Source organism: Microbulbifer discodermiae (assembly GCF_040742695.1).
In the GTDB taxonomy this organism is placed as follows: Bacteria; Pseudomonadota; Gammaproteobacteria; order Pseudomonadales; family Cellvibrionaceae; genus Microbulbifer.
This window is the reverse complement of record NZ_JBFLAB010000010.1, coordinates 1-18,782: the sequence shown is the minus strand read 5'-3', so window position 1 is coordinate 18,782 and position 18,782 is coordinate 1. Positions and strand designations below refer to the sequence as shown.

Genomic DNA, 18,782 nt, shown 5'->3' with positions numbered 1-18,782 from the left:
GACCCCACTATAGGTGCATTCCCTACCCGAGAGATAATAATATGTCTGAGCAGTTTCCCGATAATAGTCAAGAAACGCGCGAGCAGGCCGGCCGCGACCTGGCCACTCTGGTGTACGTCATCCAGGCCATCAGCCTATTTACTGCCATTCCTTTTTTTATTGGCGTACTGATCAATTACTTCAAGCGCGGCGACGTGCGCGGCACCATGGCCGAATCCCATTTTCGCTGGCAGATCCGCACCTTCTGGTTCAGCCTGCTGTGGATTGTGGTCGGCTGGGCAACCGTGTGGATTTTTGGCATTGGCTTTCTGATCCTGGGGATCAGCTGGGTGTGGGTGGTATACCGGGTGATTCGCGGCTGGCTGGTGCTGGCAGATCACCGCCCCGCCTATTGAGACGATGAGGAGCATTTAAAAGGTGAGGACATAGCTGCGCGGCTAGCGACCGGGTGCCTTATCGCCGGCTCAGCCCGGGCGGCCCAGCAGGGCTGCGAGCAGGGCCTCCGGCGGCAGCTGCTGCCCGTTGACCATGAGTTTCCCCCGGTTTACCTGCACCAGCATCTGCAGCTCATCACCGCTTGTCAGCAGCAGGCCATAGCGACGCAGCAGCATCGCCTGTGCCACCAGGGGTGACTGCAACAGGGCCTTTTCACTGGCGGAAAAGGTGACGCTGCCCACCAGCGGCGCCAGCCACTGATCCGCAGCGCTTGCCGCGGAGCGCCTGTTCCCAGCCGCGAACCCGGCCCAGTCGGCATCCAGGTCCATCAGTATGGGGCCATTGACCGACTCCACCACCAGTTGCTGCTGCAGCTTTAAGGGCCGCACCAGAATCTGCTGCCAATCCCGCCGGCCCGCCGGTGTCAGCGCCAGCGCGGAAATATAGTGCCCCAGATCCGCCATGGAGACATCCGCCAGTTTCAAGCGGTGCAACACGGAGGTCACCGGGGTGGCCGATTGTACCTGCGGCAGGCTCAGCTCACTGGACAGCTGCAGATTGCCGCCCGGTGACAGCTGGCCATCGACCTGCAGAACGAGATCCCGTAATTCCAGCGGACCGGATTCGGTTTCCGCGCGCAAACGGGGAAGATAAAGGGAAAGCTCCGTGTCTCCCTGCCTGGGCACCAGTCGGATGTCGCCGGTGACAGTGTCCGTCACCAGCTCCTCCCGTCCGCCGCGCTCGCGCCGCAGCTGCCCCACCTTCAGGAATCCCTGGATCACGGCGCCACTGTAATCCGTATCCAGCACCAGCTCGGCGCCGCCGAATGTCAGTTCTCCGCCCCTATCACTGCGGGTAAAAGGCTCCAGGCGCACTGTGTTGCGCACCCGGTTGTCCACGCCGACCAGAGATTCCAGTACCACCGGGCTGTGCTCCAGGCGGCCATAAAACTGTTCCAACTGAGTGCGCAGAGGCTTTGCCAAATGCTCGGTGGAGAGGCGGGTCCGGCTGTAGGCTACTCCGATACGCGGCCCTCCGGCGGTAAATAGCAGGGGACCATGCTGGATCTGGCTCAGCAGCTCGGTGGTGCCGTCACCACTGGCCACACGAGTGCGGGCACTGGCGCCAAACCAGCCGCGTTCATAGCCGGCCATTTCGCCACCGCGCAACCGGGCCAGCTGTTGCTGCCAGACTTCCGCAACTTTGGCGCCCACAAAACCAGGAGCAGTGAGGGTAATGGCGACGGCCAGGGCGACGACGATGATGGCAGTGAGACGCAGTAATTTCATCCGGGATAAACTTTTGCCGAATCTGCGCCGATGGTAGCAGATTCTCGTTACCTCAACCCAACACGACCCGTCCGCCAGCGGCAGTGCGCGGGTCTGTCAGTTGGTCATGGCGCGGGCGACCCGCGAATTGCTGGGGCGCCCCAGGGCCCCGGAGATAAAATTCCCGGCCTCCACCAGGCGCTTCAAATCCACTCCGGTTGTAATGCCGAGTCCGTTCAGCATATACAGCACATCCTCGCTGGCGACATTGCCGGAGGCACCGGGAGCGTATGGGCATCCGCCCAGCCCCGCCACAGCGGAATCCACCACGCCGACACCAGCCTGGAGGGCAGCGTAAATATTCGCCAGTGCCTGACCGTAGGTATCGTGGAAATGCACCGCCAGTTTTTCCACCGGCACCTTCGCAGCCACTTGATCAATCATGCGTCGGGCCGCCGCCGGCGTACCCACACCGATGGTGTCGCCGAGGGAAATCTCATAGCACCCCATCTCCAACAGGGCAGCGCTCACCTGTGCCACCCTGGCCGGGTCAATGTCGCCCTCGTAGGGACAGCCCAGGACACAGGATACGTAACCCCGCACCGGCACACCCTCCTCCAGCGCCCGCTCCAGCAAGGGCCGGAAACGCGCCAGGCTCTCGTCGATGCTGCAATTGGTATTCTTTTGCGCGAAGGACTCGGAGGCGGCCGCGAACACCGCCACTTCATCCGCCGACGCTTCAATAGCGCGCTCATAGCCCTTTAGGTTGGGGGTCAGGGCACTGTAAACGGTGCCGGGTCGACGCTCTATACCCTTAAACACCTCGCCGCTGGCCGCCATTTGCGGCACCCACTTGGGGCTGACGAAGCTGCCCGCCTCTACGACCGGCAGACCGCTGTCGGCGAGCCGGTCGATCAACTCTATACGCGTCGCAACCGCTATTTCCCGCTGCTCGTTTTGCAGGCCGTCGCGGGGGCCCACTTCCACCATCTTTACACGCCCGGGCAGGTTCACCATCACTCCTCCACCGCAAAGTCGATCAGCAGGCTGCCGCCATCCACCAGTTCCCCCTCGGCACAGAGGTAATCCCGCACCCGGCCCGCGCTGGGAGCGCGCAGGGTGTGCTCCATTTTCATCGCCTCCATAACCAACAGCGGCTGGTCCTTGTCCACGCTGCTTCCGGCCTCCACCAACAGGGCGATAATGGTGCCGTTCATGGGCGCCTCCAACCCCTGGGCCCTGTCTTCGCTGGCACCGAGATCCGGTGGCAGCACCCTGAAATCCACCTGCAGGTCATCGATGAAAACTGTTCCGCCCTCGTCGGTGTCGACACAGGAAAAACGCATTCTTCGGCCCGCCACCAGGACCAGCGCGCCTTCGCCAAAAAAACGGATCTCACCGCGCCCGGCGTCGGCCAAGTCCCGGCATTGCCATTCCACCGTATCGCCGCGCCAGGCAAAGTGAATTTGTGTATGCCGGCCGTGGTAATCAATCGTGTGCAGCCGCATAGCCGTCAGGTTGCCGCGCCAGTTATCGCCCAGGTGCCAGGGCGAGCCCCTATCCGCCGCCGGGGCGCTGGCAGACAGGTGGCGGCACTCACGCTGAGCCAGGCAGGCGGCGATGGCGGCACACTTCAGCGGTGTCAGCTGGCGCTCCTGCTGCAGAATTTCCGCCTCGTAATCGTCGATAAAGTGCGTGGACAGATTGGCCGCGACAAATGCCCGGTGGTTGACCACCCGGCGCAGAAATTCGAGATTGTGGCGCACCCCGGCAATCTGGTAGTCACTCAGTGCGCGGTCGAGCCTGGTGAGCGCTTCGCGGCGGTTGCGGCCGTGGCAGATCAGCTTGGCGATCATCGGGTCGTAGTAAACACTGATTTCATCACCGGTCTGCACGCCCGTATCCACCCGCACCGAGTCGGTTTCGCGGGGTGGGCGATGGCGCAACAGCCTGCCGGTGGCGGGCAGGAAATCCTTGTCCGGATCCTCCGCGTAAATGCGCACTTCCACCGCATGGCCGTCGATTTTCAGTTGGTCCTGTGTCAGCGGCAGCGGCTCCCCCGCCGCCACCGACAGCTGCCAGGCAACCAGGTCCCGGCCGCTGATCATTTCAGTGACCGGATGCTCCACCTGCAAGCGGGTGTTCATCTCCATAAAGTAGAAGGCGCCGTTGGCATCCAGCAGAAACTCCACCGTGCCGGCCCCCACATAGCCGATGGCGTGGGCCGCGCGCAGAGCGGCTTCGCCCATGCGCGCCCGCAACTCCTCATCCACTCCGGGGGCAGGTGCCTCTTCCACCACTTTTTGGTGGCGGCGCTGAACCGAACAATCCCGCTCAAACAGATAGACGCCGGCACCCAGCTGGTCGCAGAAGACCTGAATCTCCACATGGCGCGGACTCACCACATAGCGTTCCACCAGCATCTGATCGTCGCCAAACGCATTGACGGCTTCGCGTTTGGCCGCCTCCAGGGACGCGTGAAAATCCTTCGCACTGTCGACGCGGCGCATGCCCTTGCCACCGCCACCGGCAGCCGCCTTCAGCAGTACCGGATAACCGATGCGCTCGGCGTGGCCGGCGAGAAGATCCGCGTCCTGGTTGGCGCCGTGATAACCGGGCACCAGGGGGACTCCGGCATCCTCCATAATCCGCTTGGCGGCAGACTTGGACCCCATTGCCTCTATGGCGCCGGCGGGAGGGCCCACAAAGAGGATCCCCGCGGCGTCACAGGCGCGGCAGAACTCCGCATTCTCTGACAGGAAACCATAACCCGGGTGAATGGCATCCGCTCCGGTGCTGCGGGCGGCCCCGACAACCCTGTCGATATCCAGATAGGATTCCCTCGCTGGCGCCGGCCCCAGGTGAACCGCTTCGTCAGCCAGCTGCACATGCAGCGCATTGACATCGGCATCGGAATAGACGGCGACGGTGGCGACGCCCAGACGGCGCGCAGTCTTGATGATACGGCAGGCTATTTCGCCACGGTTGGCAATTAACAGTTTGCGAATCATGTTTGGCTCGTATATTAACTCGGCAATCCAACAGGTGAATTCTCACCGGCTGGATTATCGCCCTGGAAATTCCGCGTAATAAAGCGGGATAACTTGTATTTGAACAGCTTGCGCCGGTCCGCCATCGATGGCGGCACTCTCCTGCAACCCACCGGCCCTGCAACCTGTCCGGCTGTGGGGTTAACAGGCTTCTCAGTCCTCGGTGTCAGCCACCCAATTGGGACTGCGCTTTTGCAAAAATGCGCTCAGCCCCTCCTGCCCCTCCGGTGAAACCCGCACTGCGGCGATCAGTGCGCTGGTCTGCCCCTGTAACTCTTCATTGACCACCCGGTTGGCCATGGACATGGCCAGCTGCTTCGCCATGGCCACAGCCCGCGGCCCGTTGCCGCAGATGGCCTGTGCCAGACTGCGCACCTGCTGATCCAGCTCACCTTCCGCACAAACCTCCGATACCAGTCCGATCTCCCGCGCCCGCGCAGCGGAAAAACGCTCAGCGGTGACGAAATAGCGGCGCGCCTGGCGGGCGCCAATGGCGTTGATGACGTAGGGGCTGATGGTTGCCGGCAGCAGCCCTATCCGAACCTCCGACAGACTAAAACTGGCCCGTTCACTGGCCACAGCCAGGTCGCAACAGCTGACCAAACCCACGGCGCCGCCGAAGGCTGCACCCTGAACCCGCGCTATGGTCGGCACTGGAAAGGTGTCCAGCTTGTGCAGCATCGCCGCCAGTGTGGCGGCATCGCGGCGGTTGTCCTCTTCGGAGTATTCCGCCACCCGCTTCATCCAGCCGAGGTCGGCGCCAGCGGAAAAACTTCTGCCCGTGGAAGCCAGCACCAGTACCCGGATCGAAGAGTTGCGAGCCAGCTCGTCGAAGGTCTCCCCCAACTCACGGATCAGATCATCATCGAAGGCGTTGTGCACATCGGGACGGTTCAGGGTCACGGTGGCGATGCCTTGGCTGTCGACTTCGCACAACATCTTTTCGCTCATACGGCTGTCCTTGTGTTGGAATGGGCACTGGTCCGCCCCGCGACGGGCTCGAACACTGTTTTCGGTGTTACATGCGGAATACGCCGAAATGGGTTTCCCGGGGCTCTCGGTGACTGGCGGCCGCCAGGCAGAGGGCCAGCACCCGGCGCGTATCTGCCGGGTCGATCACGCCGTCGTCCCACAACCGGGCGGAGGCGTAATAGGGGTGACCCTGATGCTCATAGGTCTCAACGATCGGCTGTTTGAACTGCTGTTCTTCCGCTTCACTCCAGCGCTCGCCGCGCGCCTCCATCTGATCCCGCTTGACCTGGGCCAGGACACCGGCAGCTTGCTCACCGCCCATCACCGAGATACGGGCATTGGGCCACATAAACAAAAAATTGGGATCGTAAGCGCGGCCGCACATACCGTAATTACCGGCGCCGAAGGAACCGCCGATCAGGATGGTGATCTTCGGCACATTCGCTGTCGCCACAGCGGTCACCATCTTGGCACCGTGTTTGGCGATGCCTCCAGCTTCATATTGGCGACCCACCATAAAGCCGGTGATGTTCTGCAAAAAGACCAGCGGAATCCTGCGCTGCGCACACAGCTCAATAAAGTGGGCTCCCTTCTGTGCACTCTCTGCAAACAGAATGCCGTTGTTGGCCACTATGCCCACCGGATAGCCGTTGATGCGTGCAAAGCCGGTCACCAGAGTAGTGCCGTAGAGCGCCTTGAACTCGTCGAACTCCGAGGCGTCCACAATGCGCGCAATAATTTCCCGCACATCGTAGGGTCGGCGCGAATCCGCCGGCACCACACCGTAAATCTCCTCGGGTGGGTACAGCGGCTCCCGCGCCGGGCGAATTTCCAGCCCCGGCACCTTGACCCGGTTGAGACGGCTTACGGAGCGCCGTGCCAATTCCAGTGCGTGTACGTCGTTGTTGGCGTAGTGGTCGGCCACGCCGGAAGTGCGGCAATGCACCTCGGCGCCACCCAGTTCCTCCGCCGACACCACTTCGCCCGTGGCCGCCTTCACCAGCGGCGGCCCGGCGAGGAATATTGTGGCCTGCTCCTTGACCATGATGGACTCGTCTGCCATGGCCGGCACATAGGCGCCACCGGCAGTACAGCTGCCCATCACCACGGCGATCTGCGGAATATTTTGTGCAGACAGGTTGGCCTGGTTGTAAAAGATACGGCCGAAGTGCTCCCGGTCGGGGAAAACCTCGTCCTGGCGCGGCAGGTTGGCACCACCGGAATCCACCAGATAAATACACGGCAGGTTGTTCTGCTCGGCAATGGCCTGGGCGCGCAGGTGCTTTTTCACCGTAAGCGGATAGTAGGTACCGCCTTTCACCGTCGCATCATTGGCAACGATGACGCAGGGCTGGCCGGCAACAGTGCCGATCCCGGTAATAATCCCCGCCGCCGGCACCTCTTCTCCGTACACTTCGTGCGCCGCCAGCTGTGAGAATTCCAAAAAGGGACTGCCCGGGTCCAACAGTGTGTCGATGCGGTCCCGGGGCAGCAGCTTGCCTCGCGCCAGGTGTTTTTCACGGGCCCGCTCACCGCCACCCCGGGCGATTTTTTCGACCTTTTTACGCAGGTCCGCGACCAGCGCCTGCATCTGCTCCCGGTTGGTGCAGAAGTCCGCATCGCGGCAGTTTATCTTGCTCTGTATCTGGCTCATGGGTTCGATCAACGGGTTTCGTTAAACAGTTCGCGACCAATCAGCATCCGGCGCACTTCGGAAGTACCGGCGCCTATCTCATACAGCTTGGCGTCCCGCAGCAGACGACCGCTGGGATACTCGTTGATATAGCCATTGCCGCCCAGGGTCTGGATCGCCTGCAATGCCATCTGTGTGGCCCGCTCGGCGGTGAACAGAATCACCGCAGCGGCGTCCTTGCGTGAGTCCTCACCCCGGTCACAGGCTTTGGCCACCGAATAGAGGAAGGAGCGGCTGGCGCTGAGGTCTGCATACATATCCGCCAGCTTGCCCTGCATCAACTGGAATTCGCCGATGGCCCGGCCGAACTGCTTGCGCTCATGCACATAGGGCACCACCAGGTCCATACACGCCTGCATAATACCCACAGGTCCACCCGCGAGAATAGTGCGCTCGTAGTCCAGACCGCTCATCAGTACGCGCACACCGCCGTTCAATTCCCCCAGGATATTTTCCTGCGGTACTTCGCAATCCTCGAATACCAATTCGCAGGTGTTGGATCCACGCATACCCAGCTTGTCGAGCTTCTGCGCACGGGAAAACCCGGGAAAATCCCTTTCAACGATAAAAGCGGTGATGCCGCCGGAACTGATGCCCGGTTCGGTGCGCGCATAAATGACGAAGGTGTGGGCGTCGGGGCCATTGGTGATCCACATCTTGTTGCCGTTGAGAATATAGCGATCGCCTTTTTTCTCCGCCCGCAGCTGTAGACTGACCACATCCGAACCCGAGTTGGGTTCACTCATGGCCAGGGCGCCCACATGCTCTCCGGAGCAAAGTTTGGGCAGGTACTTTTCCTTCTGTACCTGGGTTCCGTTCTTGCGGATTTGATTCACGCACAGGTTGGAATGGGCACCGTAGGACAGGGCTACGGAAGCGGACGCGCGGGATATTTCCTCCATTGCCACAGCATGTGCCAGGTAACCCATGTCGGAACCACCGAATTCCTCTTCCACGGTGATGCCCAGCAGACCCAGTCCGCCCAGCTTTTGCCACAAATCCGCTGGAAACTGGTTGTCTTCGTCAATCTGCGCCGCCCGCGGCGCAACTTCCGCCTGACAAAATCTGTAGACCATGTCGCGCAGCATTTCGACCTCTTCGCCGAGGTCGAAATTCAGGGTGCGATAGGAGGTATTCATAGGGACTCTTTCACTCCGTCTTTTGTTCAGTTGTCGGTACTGTCCGCCAGCGCAGCGCGCGCTCGCACCGCCACTGCGTCCAGGTCACTCATCAGGCTGTGGATGTCGCGCAGCTGCTGCTGCAACTGCACGCGCTTTTGTTCTATGTGCGACAGCAACCGCTGCAGTTGCTCGACATTACCGTGCGCCGGATCGTACATGTCGATAATTTCCCGGCTCTCGTCCAGAGAGAAACCGAGACGCTTGCCCCGCAGGATCAGTTTTAGCCGCACCCGGTCCTCGGAACTGTATATCCGCGTCTGTCCCCGCCGCCGCGGGGACAGCAATCCCTTGTCCTCATAGAAACGAATGGTGCGGGTGGTGATGCCGAATTCCCGCGCCAGCTCGGATATGCCGTAGCTACGGGATTCGGCCCCGGATTGCTCGGGCTTCATGACTGCTTCCTCTTCTGGGCGACGAGCCTAGCAGAGATTTACGTTAACGTAAACGTAACCCTGGTAAACCTAACCTTAGCACCCAAAAGGGGGACGCGGCTTGGCAATGGATGTGAATTGGCGGGGCACAGCGCCCCATGGTCGCAAAGGTCGGGCGGGACCGTTGGGGATCAGGCGGTAGTCAGCTGGCGCAACTGATTGTCCAGTAATTGCTGATAACCCTGTGCCAGCCCCCGCACCTCCAGCCCCCAACCGGCGCTGTGCAATAACACCTTGCGGTCCAGGGACTCATCCTGTTCCAGCACCGGGTGCAGTGCCAGCCCCGTTGACTGACCCAGCAACTGCTCGCCGGCAAAATCGAATTCCGCAACCCCGGCCGGAGCCACCGCCAGTGCCAACTTCAGTCCGGTAGAGCGACTGGCGCGCTGCAGGGCGAACAGCAGTAACCCGCAGCAGACTGCGCGAAACGCCGCATCCTCGCCACCGAAGTCCAGCCCCTGCTGCGGGCCGGCGTCCCTCACAGGCCGCGCCTCATATATGCGGCACAACAACTGCAACCGCTCGTCCAGATCCCGCTGCAGTTTATCCAGCGCCGCACGGCTGAGCTGATTCGACAGCTGCGCCCAGTTCAGCGGCCGCAAATAGAGGCCCACGCGCTCTTCCCGCTCCGGTTCCGGCCGGAACGGGGAAGCTTTCGTCTCAACCACCGGCAGTGCGCGCCGAAACACCAGATTGCCGGCCGCGAGCGCGGCTGCGGCACTGAATGGCAGCGCGAATGCCAGGCTCAACAGCAGGCTGCCCCAGGGATAGCCGCTGTCGCTGCCAGGCTGCAAATTGACGCTGACGCTGCCCGCCAGGCTGTCGTGCAACACCACCGGCGCTGTGACCACCTCTCCGTGGTCCAGATCGCCCACCTGCGCCAGGGGCTTGCCCTCCACATCCTGCACAGTGACACCCGTCACCGCAGGCAATGCCAGCAATTGCTGTGCCAGCAGCTGCAAACTGATCGGATCGCGGGCGACGATGCCTTCCAGGCTCTGGCGGGCCATAAGCACAGCCGCCACTTCCGCTTCGGCGCGATCGCGGGCAATGGTGGCGGACTTTTGCTGGGTGTGGTGGTGGTTCAGGGCGATGGCGCAGAAAAATGCCAGTGCCAGCCAGATCACCGCTGCCAGCAACTGCTGGCGCAGCCTTAGGGGAATCCGGGTGGAAAGTTGAGCGAAATATTGTTTACCGGAGGACATAAGGCGGCCATTTTATAAATGATCGAATTAAAAGCTGCTGGGCGGATTTTAGCGAATTAGCGCCCGGAGGCTATAATGCGCGCCCATTTACCCCAACCGGCTTGAATCGATCCCATGTGTGCTGAGAGACCCACCGAAACCCTGAAACTGCCACTGGAGGACATCCTGCGCTCATCCGGCGACGCCCGTGTGTGCGCCCTGCAGGTCAGGGAGGGAATGGCCCATATCCAGCTGGAGCAAAGCGGCGGTGTGCAGCTGGCTAATGCCACGCGGACGCCGGAAGCCGGGGCCAATTCAATGCCCGCCGCGGTCACGGCTCCCTGGTGCGCAACCCTGCTAGACACGGAAGTCAATCTGCACCAGCTGCGGCGCCTGCTGGCGTTCTTCGCAACACAGGGCTGGGATGTCGGTGACGTCGACACCCTGGCGCAGCGCCAGGACCGCACAGTGCTGCGCTGGCAGATACAGTCGCGGGAGCCACTCCAGTTCGCCGCGGCAAAGCACGCCTGCCTGCATCAGGCAAAGGAGCTGAACGCAGATCTGGTGCTGCAACCGGGTCACAGCCAGCGCCCGCCCCGACTCGCAGGCTTCGATATGGACTCCACCCTGATCGATGCGGAGGTCATCGACGAGCTGGCAAAAATAACCGGGGTCGGCGCTGAAGTGGCGGCGATTACGGAGGCGGCCATGCGCGGCGAGCTGGATTTCCGCCAGAGCTTCAAAAAACGCATGGGCCTGCTGCGGGGATTCCCCGAAACAGAATTGGCACAGATAGCGCCCCAACTACCGCTGAAATCCGGGGCCGGTGAACTTCTGCGGGCACTGAAGACACTGGGATGTAAAACCGCCATTCTCTCCGGTGGTTTCAGCTATTTTGCCAACTTCCTGCAAGCCGAGCGGCTGCCGGTGGACCTGGTGCACGCCAACCAGTTGCAGTTTGCCGGGGGCAAACTTACCGGCGAAGTGGTGGAGCCCATTGTGGACGCTATGGGCAAAAGAGCTCTGCTGGAAGAGATGGCCGGCGAAATGGGGCTGGAACTGGACAGAGTGATCGCCGTGGGCGACGGTGCCAATGACATTCCCATGCTGTCGCTGGGGGCCCTGGGGATCGCCATTCACCCCAAGCCCAAGGTGCGCCTGGAGGCGCCGCAGGCGATCACCCGTTTCGGTCTGGATGCTGCGCTCTATCTGTTTGGCCTCAACGATCAGCAGATCCGGGCGCTGCTGCCCTGATCCGGACACCCGGGGCCAGTGGCGTCGGGGAAAGCCGAGCCGCCCCGGGCGGAAACTAGCAGGCCGGCATAGCTAGCGACCTACTTCCCGGATCGACTCGAGAAATACATCAGTTTATGAGGCTATTTGGCTGTGCAAAAGTTTCGACCGCTGCGCCCCACCCCTCGACTACTTACTGTATCTGCTTAACCACGCGCTCTATAGCGGCTCTATGGGAATAGAAAATCGCCAAGTAAATACCTTTGCTTGAAATATATAACTCTTGTTTAGACAAGGCACCTAAACTAAATGGCCATCTTGAGCGAATCGACAGCTTGGCTCCGACCTCAATATCCGCCCATGGAATCAAGAGAGAAGGCAGATAACGCTTATAAAAAGGAGAAAAAATTCCAACTCCCTCCTCTAAAATCTCAATATAAACATGATTAAACCAACTTCTAGAACCATCATCGCTCCAGATAGAAAGGGTTTCCACCTTGCGCCATCCGTGATGTTTCCCCTTTGTAGAATAATTCGATGCAAGGCTCCTCCACAATAGATTTCTGGACTCTATCCATGCAAAAATAAACATCACCAAAATTACCATCGCCGCAAAGGTCATAGGAAGTGGCTCACCCAAATTCACTAGTGAGTAATATCATAGATACCTCCACCTACCCAACATCTTATATCCACCAAAAATTTTGTATATCCTGCAACCTTAACCACTTCCTGCTGCCACAGGAAAGCCGGGACTTTCTATTTCAGATTCAAATACTAAAGAGCCAAATCAATTTCAACATAAAAACACCGGTGCGCTTGCGCGTTATGCGCGGGTGGTCGGGTATTGACCGTCGATCTGCCTGGACAGGAAAGCACCGAGAAGTGAGATTTCTAGAGCGATAAAGCCCCGGCTGATTACCCCTGCCAGAGCCTCATTGTGGGTGCCCAGAAAGCAACTTCAAAAAATCAACGAATATCCTTGTCAAAGGGATTCCTCGGCTTCTTGTTTTTTCTGCCTGAACGGCGCTCCCAAGCTCCCATAATAAGAAGACCTCCAACTACAACCCCTAACGACACAGAAAACCAAAAATGTATAGGGCTTTCTATAGGAGTGATTGAGCGGGTCAAACCAGATGCACCAGCTCCGACAACCTCACCCTTAAATGCAGAGGAAATAAAATAAACTAAAAGCCCTAGCCCTAATAAAAAGGTAGCCTTATTCTCTAAATTCACATTCTCTCTCCAACGCTAGAACACCTTCCCAATAGCACCGACAGCCTCACCATTTATGATCTGGGCTGCGGCTTGAGCACCCGCTTCTGTTGCGACCTACCCGGGAAGGTTCCCTATAAGATTTGGCTGAGTGAACTGTGGGAATTTATCCCTTAGCCCAATTGTATTTAGCGCTCCTGCAGCCGCAACTTCTCCGAAATTGAACCCGCTAAAGCATAGATTATTAGTCTGCTGCGCAAGGTTTGCTGCTGCACCGATCAGCACATTAACCAGTGGACCACCAGAAATTGCCCCGGATAGCCCTCCGGCCAAAGCACCGGCAGCAATATCTCCCTCAGTAGCAGCGGCAGAAACTCCGCCTATAATTGCACCAGTTACTCCACCAATAATATTGAGTATAAGTTTTCCGTCTGGGTCGAGATTATTTACAGGGTCACTTAAAACATACCCGTACAAGTTCGTATCGCCACCTGCAAATGAAATCGGGTCCTTGGCGGTCCATCTTCCCGCCTCCGTGTCGTAGCCCCGAGCACCAAACGGCGTCAGCTTTGTATCCTGGTCATAAAAAAAGAGGGTATCCCTAATCTGACATACTTCCGATACTACCAGGCTGAATCTTTATAGAGGCAAAGGGTAAATTACTGGACAGCTTTAGAAGCGACACAAAATACTTTTATCTCCAAAATGAGATGCAGGTCACATCTGAATTGGAGACAACCCCAATAGGTTTGCATAAACTGGGAGAGCTGGATATTGGTGCTGCCGGTGCCTCAGCTTAAGCGTTATTTAGCTAGCCCGATATACGCTGATCTATTGTGACGGCTAGTAAGAGCTTAACCGGGGGAAAACAAACCTTGCATCTTAATTTCGACGGATGGCATCCCAGCGCCAATTGACTCCCGAGCCACATAACAGTCGAGCATAACGAAAAATTCCGCACTGTCACCTTTAGCCAAAACAGATCAAACTGCGAATTACCGACTTAGCTGTCTTTCATTCTCTGTGTTTGTGCGACTCCTCGACCCGATAACAAAAGTTGTCATAGCGCCATTGAATTGTAGTTCGGATTCTTTTATAACTGTGCCGCGTCGGGCAATCCGGTTTGATTTTTATGACTGGGACTGCAGCCATATCATTGAACCTTCGCGGAGTGAGGCGGTAAGCCGTTTTTGGGGTTTTTTACAATTTCCAACAAAGTGGCAAAACCTGCTCAGCCCCTCTCTCTAATCCGCATAGTGTTATCTCTACCCGGCACACATAAAAAAAGGTATTTCAATGAAAAAAACGATCATTTCCACCATCCTGGCGGGGCTGCTGACTTCCGGCAGCAGCATCGCCGACTCGGTCTCAGACCAGGTCGCTCAAGGTTTAGAAAAACGTAAAAAAGTCTATATTGTGCAGCTGGATGGAGAACCCCTGTCCTCCTACCGCGGCAACATTCCCGGCGTATTGGCCACCAAGCCGGCGATGGGACGCAAACTGGACCGGCGCAGCAGTGCTTTCCGCCACTACGCCAACTTTTTGAAATCCCGTCGCGATAGGGTAATGTCGTCCCTTCCCAAATCTCGTATGGTTCACGAATACGAGAACGCCTTTAACGGCTTCGCCGCTACCATGAGCGAGAAAGAGGCCGAGGCGCTCCGTCACCACAAAGACGTAAAGGGTGTCTGGGAAGATCGCCTGCTCAAGCCCCACACCGATTCCACCGCCGACTTCCTCGGCCTGACCCGTTTTCCCAGCCCCTGGCTTTGGGGCATCACCGGTGAAAACGTGGTCGTTGGGGTAATCGACACCGGCATCCACCCGGAGCACCCGAGCGTTGCCGATATAGCCACTCCCCGCCGGGGCAACCGCGGCCACTCTATCCCCTACGGGTCTGTGCCGGAATCCTTTACTGGCGAAGGCTGTGACTTCGGTAACATCGATTTCAACCCGGAAGATGCCCCTTTCACCTGTAATAACAAGCTGATCAAAGCCAAGTCCTTCTCCGAAGCCTTCCGCTCCAGGACAGAACTGGCAGACCACGAATTCCTTTCCGCGCGGGATCCGGACGGCCACGGCACCCACACCGCCACCACCGCCGCAGGCAACTATGGTGTAACTACCCCGGATGGAGACATGATCACCGGCATGGCACCGCGCGCGCGGGTCGCCGTCTACAAGGTGTGCTGGGATGCCCAGGACCCCGACGACAACGGCTGTTCCTCAGCAGACTCCATGGCGGCGATTGACGAAGCCGTGGCGGATGGCGTGGACGTCATCAACTACTCGGTGGGCGGTTCTAGCACCATCTTTACCGGTGCCGACGATATCGCCTTCCTGCGCGCCGCCGATGCGGGCGTCTTCGTAGCCACTTCCGGCGGCAACGATGGACCCGACCCCCAGACTATCGGCACCCCCTCCGGTGTGCCCTGGATCACCACCGTAGCCGCAGCCGAAGATGACCAGAGCTTCAGCCAGGCGTTTGAAGTGACCTCACCGGCGACAGTTGCCAACAGCTACGAGGCCCTCGAAGGCAGTGGCCCCGCCACTCTCGAAGGCGCGGGTTCCCTGTCAGGCTCTGTGGTAGTCAGCGAGCCGCTGGAAGGCTGTTCTGCACTGACCAACAACGATGCCATAGCGGGGAATATCGCCCTGGTACGTCGCGGAGGCTGCTCCTTCACCGATAAGTACAACAATGCGGCAGATGCCGGCGCAGTAGCGATTGTCGTCTACAACGACGGCACCGCCAGCGACCGCATCAACCCGATTGTGATGTCCGCACCGGACACCACCATCCCTGGAGTGATGATCAGTCACACCGATGGTGATCTGATCGCCGGCAGCGAAGACGTGAGCGGCGTGCTGGACCCTGCCCTGCAGATATCCCGGGAGGACCGTATCGCCGGTTTCTCATCCCGCGGCCACAACGCTGGCGCGCCGGACATTATCAAGCCGGACGTGGCCGCGCCGGGTGTCGGCATTCTCGCCGGTATTTCACCGGTTACTAATGGCGGCAACCTGTTTGGTCTCCTGAGCGGCACCTCCATGGCCAGCCCCCATGTGGCCGGCGTTATGGCGCTGCTGAAACAGGCCCATCCGGATTGGTCGCCCGCCATGGCCAAGTCCGCGCTGATGAGTACAGCCCGCACCAACCTGCGCAAAACTTTTGGCCCGGAAGCCGCAGATCCGTTTGATATCGGCGCCGGTGCCATCAGGCCCGCCGCTGCCTTCCGCCCCGGGTTGGTCTACGATGCCGAAATGAACGACTATATGGCGTTCCTCTGCGGCGCCGAAAATCAGCCACAAATCATCAACAGTGAGACTTGTGACAACCTCGTCAGCGATGGTTATTCCCTGGACTCCAGTGACCTCAACCTGGCTTCAATCGGCATCGGTGAGCTGGTGGGTACCCAGACTGTCAAACGCCGTGTCACCAGCGTCGCTTTCGGCACCCGCTGGTACTGGGCTTCAGTCAATGCTCCGCAAGGAGTCGAGGTGAGCGTAAGCCCCAAATATTTGCGCTTGCGCAAAGGGGAAACGGCCGAGTTTGAAGTCACCTTCAAGGTTACTGAAGACGCGGTACTGAACGACTGGGCTTTCGGCGACCTGACCTGGAAATCCCTGGGTCTCAAAGCGCGCAGCCCCATAGCCGTGCGCCCTATGGCTGTATCCGTACAAGCAGAGGTCAATGGTGAAGGCACCGACGGTAGTGTCGACCTGCCGGTGACTTTTGGTTACGACGGCAACTACGAGGCAACTGTTAACGGCTTGGCTGAAGGCTTGGCGACTCCGGGCAGCGTGGCGGACGGAGACTCCGAGATAATCTTCTTCGAGATCCCGGCAGGCACCGACCTGGCTCGTGTGGCGCTGTTTGATGCCGACGTAGGCGATGGCAGTGGCAGTGATGACCTGGATCTGAGAGTGTTCGGACCGGCACCTGACTTCCCCCAGGTGGGCAGCAGCGGCAACGCCAGCTCCACGGAAAGCGTGACCCTGCGCAATCCGGCCCCCGGTCAATACGCTGTGGCTGTCGATGATTATGCTTCAGCGGCTGGGCCAACGCCTTTCACTCTGTTTAATTTCAACCTGACCGGCGACAACGGTAATACTCAGTTGAGCGCCCCGGCCCAGGTGGGAATCAACGAGCAGGGTAACGTCACCCTGGAATGGATGGGGCTGACTCCCGGCAGCCGCGCTCTTGGAGTGCTGAGCCACGGCGACGGGACCCAAGTGTTCGCTGAAACTGAAATCATGGTAAACACCCAGTAAAGGCTTGCCTCTCCACGCAATGTGGAGAGCTTGTCCCTAAACAAAACCGGTAAAGGCCCTGCGGCTTTTACCGGTTTTTTTGCTTTTAACTGTAGGCCACTTGGCTCCATATCGACCGATCGAGTTCTGTCTATAGCCGGAACCGAATTCCATACCGCCCTGCCTTGACGACTACCGACCATAGGGTTTCTTCGGTAATCCAGCCCCTAAATACCTAAGGCCTGGCGACACCTCACTAAGCATCTATCACTTAGCTGAACCCTGGATTAAAACGCTTCGGTTATAAATTAAAACAGATGTACTATTTATAGAGTTCTTATTGTGCTCCTTCCCTTGCAAATCTATACTCAGGCCACTTTATAAAACAAACTCAATTTGGAATGCTCACTCTTCGCCTTACTCCCAGGCATCATTCAAGGAGCGGAAATGGTACTTTTTAGAGGGTTTTCGCTGGTTTTATGTTTACTATTTGCCAGCCAAGCTGCATATGCTCTACCCGAATCCGACATTCCAGACTGGATCGAAGATATCGATCACTATCAACAGCAGCTGGAAGCCCGACATATCAATCTCTACCACACAATCCCCCAGAGGCAATTCGATGAAGCACTCACCAGGCTGAAAGCTTCTTTAGGGGAGATTGATGAGCCGCGGCTATTGGTCGAATTGATGAAAATCAGCCGCTTGGTCGGGGATGGGCACACACAAGTTGCTTATTGGGAGCAGGAAATAGATTTATACCCTTTTCGCTTTGTAAATATCGACGGAGCCCTTTTTCTGACAGGTAGTGGGCCTGCCCACAAGCATCTGCTCGGCTATAGATTGTCCGCTATAGATGGTATGCCGATAGAGAAAGTTATGGATAAGTTATCCCCGGTTGCTCAGGGCGTCGAAAACCCGCACTCACTCAAAGTCCGGCTCGCCTGGCATATCAATATTGCCCAGTTCTTGTATGCACTGGACATTACAGGTAGGCCAGATCTGGCGAATTATACTTTTGTTAATGATAATGGAGAAAAAGAAGTAGTACCCACTCAATCTGCCTCCATGTCCAGATACCACAGGCAGGTTACTGCCTCCCTGATCCCAAAAAAAATCCCCCTGGGGGCCAAGCGCGTCATTGAATCGGAAAATCTCTGGATGTCAGCAGACGACAGCCAACAAGTGGCATATATCTATTTTCGCAGATATCCCAGTTATTCGGATATGGAAGACTTCGCGGAGGATATAGCCGATTACCTGCAGGACAGAAAAATAAAGAATCTGATAATTGACTTGCGTGACAATGGCGGTGGCGACTTTTTTGTTGGACTGCTAATGGCAAGGAGCCTGGTGTTGGTGGATACGATAGACTGGGATCACGGTGTCTACACCCTGATAGGGAATAAAACCTTTTCGGCAGGCATGAGTAATGCGGCTCAGTATCGGCAGCTGTTGAATGCCAAATTGGTTGGGGAGCCTACCGGTGCCAATCCAGTGGGTTACCAGGATATGGATCAGTTCTCCCTGCCCAATTCCGACTGGACCATCACTTACTCGAAAAGAAACTATCGGTTTCAGGATGCCGACACGAAGGGGGTACAGCCGGATGTATTGATCAAGCAAAACTTACAGGACTATAAACAGGGCCTGGATCAACCCCTGGCCTGGGTTTTGCGTGATATCAATAAACGGCAAAATGGGGCGGCGGGTACAACCAGGTAAGCTAGTGGCCCATGCGGAAAATAAGGTTACGTGATTTGATTTCACGTATACTTGTCACATGGATACTCCTGACGTTTTTACAATTACCGCTCATGATGCAGCGACCCTGGAAAGCTGGATTCGCAGCACCTCGCTTCAGCAGGG

At 58.2% G+C, this 18,782-nt stretch carries 15 protein-coding genes; 4 read left to right on the top strand and 11 right to left on the bottom strand.

Going from position 1 to position 18,782, the window contains the following annotated elements:
- The first annotated feature begins 41 nt into the window (after window positions 1–41).
- Window positions 42–395 carry a DUF4870 family protein gene (locus tag AB1S50_RS05610; protein ID WP_367149509.1) on the top strand — a complete coding sequence of 118 codons (354 nt, stop codon included), beginning with the start codon at window positions 42–44 and terminating at the stop codon, window positions 393–395.
- A 69-nt stretch (window positions 396–464) separates the two neighbouring features.
- On the opposite strand, the gene AB1S50_RS05605 is transcribed toward AB1S50_RS05610, so the two are convergent.
- The 8 genes from AB1S50_RS05605 to AB1S50_RS05570 form a co-directional block, all read right to left on the bottom strand.
- A complete protein-coding gene (locus AB1S50_RS05605; protein ID WP_367149508.1) occupies window positions 465–1,724 on the bottom strand; it encodes a DUF945 family protein in 1,260 nt (419 codons plus the stop codon).
- 96 nt (window positions 1,725–1,820) lie between these two features.
- Window positions 1,821–2,717 carry a hydroxymethylglutaryl-CoA lyase gene (locus tag AB1S50_RS05600; RefSeq protein WP_367149585.1) on the bottom strand — a complete coding sequence of 299 codons (897 nt, stop codon included), beginning with the start codon at window positions 2,715–2,717 and terminating at the stop codon, window positions 1,821–1,823.
- Window positions 2,718–2,719: 2 nt separating this feature from the next.
- Window positions 2,720–4,714: an acetyl/propionyl/methylcrotonyl-CoA carboxylase subunit alpha gene (locus AB1S50_RS05595; protein ID WP_367149507.1), complete on the bottom strand. Its 1,995-nt coding sequence runs from the start codon at window positions 4,712–4,714 to the stop codon at window positions 2,720–2,722.
- Window positions 4,715–4,906: 192 nt separating this feature from the next.
- Window positions 4,907–5,704 carry an enoyl-CoA hydratase/isomerase family protein gene (locus tag AB1S50_RS05590; RefSeq protein ID WP_367149505.1) on the bottom strand — a complete coding sequence of 266 codons (798 nt, stop codon included), beginning with the start codon at window positions 5,702–5,704 and terminating at the stop codon, window positions 4,907–4,909.
- 67 nt (window positions 5,705–5,771) lie between these two features.
- Window positions 5,772–7,379, bottom strand: coding sequence for a carboxyl transferase domain-containing protein (locus AB1S50_RS05585; protein WP_367149503.1), 1,608 nt, complete (start codon window positions 7,377–7,379; stop codon window positions 5,772–5,774).
- An 8-nt stretch (window positions 7,380–7,387) separates the two neighbouring features.
- Entirely contained in the window at window positions 7,388–8,557 is a 1,170-nt protein-coding gene (locus AB1S50_RS05580; protein ID WP_367149501.1) for an isovaleryl-CoA dehydrogenase, read from the bottom strand.
- A gap of 26 nt (window positions 8,558–8,583) precedes the next feature.
- Window positions 8,584–8,991 carry a MerR family transcriptional regulator gene (locus AB1S50_RS05575; RefSeq protein ID WP_367149500.1) on the bottom strand — a complete coding sequence of 136 codons (408 nt, stop codon included), beginning with the start codon at window positions 8,989–8,991 and terminating at the stop codon, window positions 8,584–8,586.
- Between the two features lie 170 nt (window positions 8,992–9,161).
- The gene (locus AB1S50_RS05570; RefSeq protein WP_367149499.1) at window positions 9,162–10,235 is read right to left on the bottom strand and encodes a hypothetical protein; all 1,074 of its coding nucleotides are present in this window, start codon (window positions 10,233–10,235) and stop codon (window positions 9,162–9,164) included.
- Window positions 10,236–10,349: 114 nt separating this feature from the next.
- On the opposite strand from AB1S50_RS05570, the gene serB reads away from it, so the two are divergent.
- Window positions 10,350–11,468: a phosphoserine phosphatase SerB gene (serB, locus tag AB1S50_RS05565; RefSeq protein WP_367149498.1), complete on the top strand. Its 1,119-nt coding sequence runs from the start codon at window positions 10,350–10,352 to the stop codon at window positions 11,466–11,468.
- 172 nt (window positions 11,469–11,640) lie between these two features.
- On the opposite strand, the gene AB1S50_RS05560 is transcribed toward serB, so the two are convergent.
- The 3 genes from AB1S50_RS05560 to AB1S50_RS05550 form a co-directional block, all read right to left on the bottom strand.
- Window positions 11,641–12,069: a hypothetical protein gene (locus AB1S50_RS05560; RefSeq protein WP_367149497.1), complete on the bottom strand. Its 429-nt coding sequence runs from the start codon at window positions 12,067–12,069 to the stop codon at window positions 11,641–11,643.
- A gap of 347 nt (window positions 12,070–12,416) precedes the next feature.
- Window positions 12,417–12,683 (bottom strand): hypothetical protein, encoded by a 267-nt coding sequence (locus AB1S50_RS05555; protein WP_367149496.1) that lies wholly within the window; start codon window positions 12,681–12,683, stop codon window positions 12,417–12,419.
- 96 nt (window positions 12,684–12,779) lie between these two features.
- Window positions 12,780–13,268: an RHS repeat-associated core domain-containing protein gene (locus AB1S50_RS05550; protein ID WP_367149584.1), complete on the bottom strand. Its 489-nt coding sequence runs from the start codon at window positions 13,266–13,268 to the stop codon at window positions 12,780–12,782.
- Between the two features lie 690 nt (window positions 13,269–13,958).
- Between AB1S50_RS05550 and AB1S50_RS05545 the strand changes: the two genes are divergently transcribed.
- Together AB1S50_RS05545 and AB1S50_RS05540 are read left to right on the top strand one after the other, a co-directional pair.
- Window positions 13,959–16,934, top strand: a complete 2,976-nt coding sequence (locus AB1S50_RS05545) for a S8 family serine peptidase (protein WP_367149495.1) — start codon at window positions 13,959–13,961, stop codon at window positions 16,932–16,934.
- A 426-nt stretch (window positions 16,935–17,360) separates the two neighbouring features.
- Window positions 17,361–18,638: a S41 family peptidase gene (locus tag AB1S50_RS05540; protein WP_367149493.1), complete on the top strand. Its 1,278-nt coding sequence runs from the start codon at window positions 17,361–17,363 to the stop codon at window positions 18,636–18,638.
- Window positions 18,639–18,782: the final 144 nt, after the last annotated feature.

Coding starts and splice junctions, on each gene's coding strand:
- AB1S50_RS05610 (WP_367149509.1), top strand. CDS start 42: ATGTCTGAGCAGTTTCCCGATAATAGTCAAGAAACGCGCGAGCAGGCC.
- AB1S50_RS05605 (WP_367149508.1), bottom strand. CDS start 1,724: ATGAAATTACTGCGTCTCACTGCCATCATCGTCGTCGCCCTGGCCGTC.
- AB1S50_RS05595 (WP_367149507.1), bottom strand. CDS start 4,714: ATGATTCGCAAACTGTTAATTGCCAACCGTGGCGAAATAGCCTGCCGT.
- AB1S50_RS05590 (WP_367149505.1), bottom strand. CDS start 5,704: ATGAGCGAAAAGATGTTGTGCGAAGTCGACAGCCAAGGCATCGCCACC.
- AB1S50_RS05585 (WP_367149503.1), bottom strand. CDS start 7,379: ATGAGCCAGATACAGAGCAAGATAAACTGCCGCGATGCGGACTTCTGC.
- AB1S50_RS05580 (WP_367149501.1), bottom strand. CDS start 8,557: ATGAATACCTCCTATCGCACCCTGAATTTCGACCTCGGCGAAGAGGTC.
- AB1S50_RS05575 (WP_367149500.1), bottom strand. CDS start 8,991: ATGAAGCCCGAGCAATCCGGGGCCGAATCCCGTAGCTACGGCATATCC.
- AB1S50_RS05570 (WP_367149499.1), bottom strand. CDS start 10,235: ATGTCCTCCGGTAAACAATATTTCGCTCAACTTTCCACCCGGATTCCC.
- serB (WP_367149498.1), top strand. CDS start 10,350: ATGTGTGCTGAGAGACCCACCGAAACCCTGAAACTGCCACTGGAGGAC.
- AB1S50_RS05560 (WP_367149497.1), bottom strand. CDS start 12,069: ATGACCTTTGCGGCGATGGTAATTTTGGTGATGTTTATTTTTGCATGG.
- AB1S50_RS05545 (WP_367149495.1), top strand. CDS start 13,959: ATGAAAAAAACGATCATTTCCACCATCCTGGCGGGGCTGCTGACTTCC.
- AB1S50_RS05540 (WP_367149493.1), top strand. CDS start 17,361: ATGGTACTTTTTAGAGGGTTTTCGCTGGTTTTATGTTTACTATTTGCC.